Source organism: Nocardia ninae NBRC 108245 (genome assembly GCF_007990755.1).
Taxonomy (GTDB): Bacteria; Actinomycetota; Actinomycetes; order Mycobacteriales; family Mycobacteriaceae; genus Nocardia; species Nocardia ninae.
In genome coordinates this window covers 1-1458 of sequence record NZ_BJXA01000186.1, presented here as the reverse complement: position 1 = coordinate 1458, position 1458 = coordinate 1, and the positions used below count along the sequence as shown (strand labels likewise).

Genomic DNA, 1458 nt, shown 5'->3' with positions numbered 1-1458 from the left:
TCCATAAGGTTGTAGGTGTTCAGGGCCAGACGCCCTGGATGCCCAGGGCGGCGGGGTGTGGCTGATGTGTGCTTGCCGTTGGGTGGCTTCTCAGGAGTGGCCGCCCCGTCGTTCTGGACGCCTTGGCCGCTGATTGAAATCTGTGCGCGAAGTCGCTGTTTATGGAGCTGCAGGCAGGGTCGTCCGCGGGGTTTGGTTGTGAGAGCGGGAGGTCGGGCCGGGTGAAGGTCCGCGAAAAGGTTTGGGTTGGAATCGATGTCGGCAAGGCCGCGCATCATGCGTGTGTGGTCGATGGGGCGGGCAAGGCCGTGTTCTCCCAGAAAGTGGTCAACGGCCAGTCCGCGATCGAGGCGTTGATCGCCCGGGTCAAGTCCGAAGCCGTCGAGGTGGTGTGGGCGGTGGACATGACTTCCGGGGCGGCGGGGCTGCTGCTGGCGTTGCTGGCAGCCACCGGGGATCGGGTCGTCTACGTGCCTGGCCGGTTGGTCAACCGGATGGCCGGAGCGTTCGCCGGGGAAGGCAAGACAGACGCCAAGGACGCCCGCACTATCGCCGAAACCGCTCGCATGCGTGGCGATCTGGCACCGATCACCAGCCCCGATCAGATCGTGACCGACCTGAAGGTGCTCGTCGCGCGTCGTGAGAACCTGATGAGCGACTGGGTGCGTGGCATCAACCAGTTGCGCGAGATGCTGGCTTCGATCTTCCCCGCGCTGGAACGCGCTTTCGACTACTCCACCCGTTCGGCGTTGATCCTGCTCACCGGATTCCAGACCCCCGCCGGCCTGCGGGCGGCCGGTCACGACGGGGTGCGGACCTACCTGCTCGAACACGGCGCCTGGGCCAAGGGCGTCGCCGCCATGACCGACAAGGCCCTGGCCGCTGCCGCCGAGCAGACCATCGCCCTGCCCGGCGAGGCGGTCACCGCGCCCATGATCGCCCGGCTGGCACGGCAGTTGCTCGATCTCGACCGCGAGATCAAAGATCTCGATAAACAGCTCACCGAGCGATTCGGCGAACATCCCCACGCCGCGGCCATCGCCAGCGTGGACGGATTCGGTCCGATTCTGGGCGCGCAACTCCTGGCCGAGGCCGGTGGTGACCTGCGCGGCGTCTTTGGCAACGCGGGGCGGCTGGCCGCCTACGCCGGGCTGGCGCCGGTGCCCCGCGATTCCGGCAAGATCAGGGGAAACCTGCACCGCCCCAAGCGATATCACCGCGGCATGCGCAAGGTCTTCTACATGGCCGCGTTGTCGAGCATCCGTCGTGCAGACGGTCCCTCCCGCGCCTTCTATCAGAAGAAACGAGCCGAGGGCAAAGCCCACACCCAAGCGCTCATCGCACTGGCACGCCGACTGATCGACGTCATCTGGGCACTCACGCGTGACAACCGCACCTTCACCAACGAGGCACCAGCCCCGATCAGCGCTGCGGCTTGACACGATCATTGAAACTCCT

The 1458-nt window shown here is 66.1% G+C and carries 1 protein-coding gene; it reads left to right on the top strand.

Translation table 11 applies throughout. The features are described 5' to 3' along the window. The first annotated feature begins 221 nt into the window (after positions 1-221). On the top strand, positions 222-1439 hold the full coding sequence (locus NN4_RS44590) for an IS110 family RNA-guided transposase (RefSeq protein WP_147144469.1): 1218 nt from the start codon (positions 222-224) through the stop codon (positions 1437-1439). Positions 1440-1458: the final 19 nt, after the last annotated feature.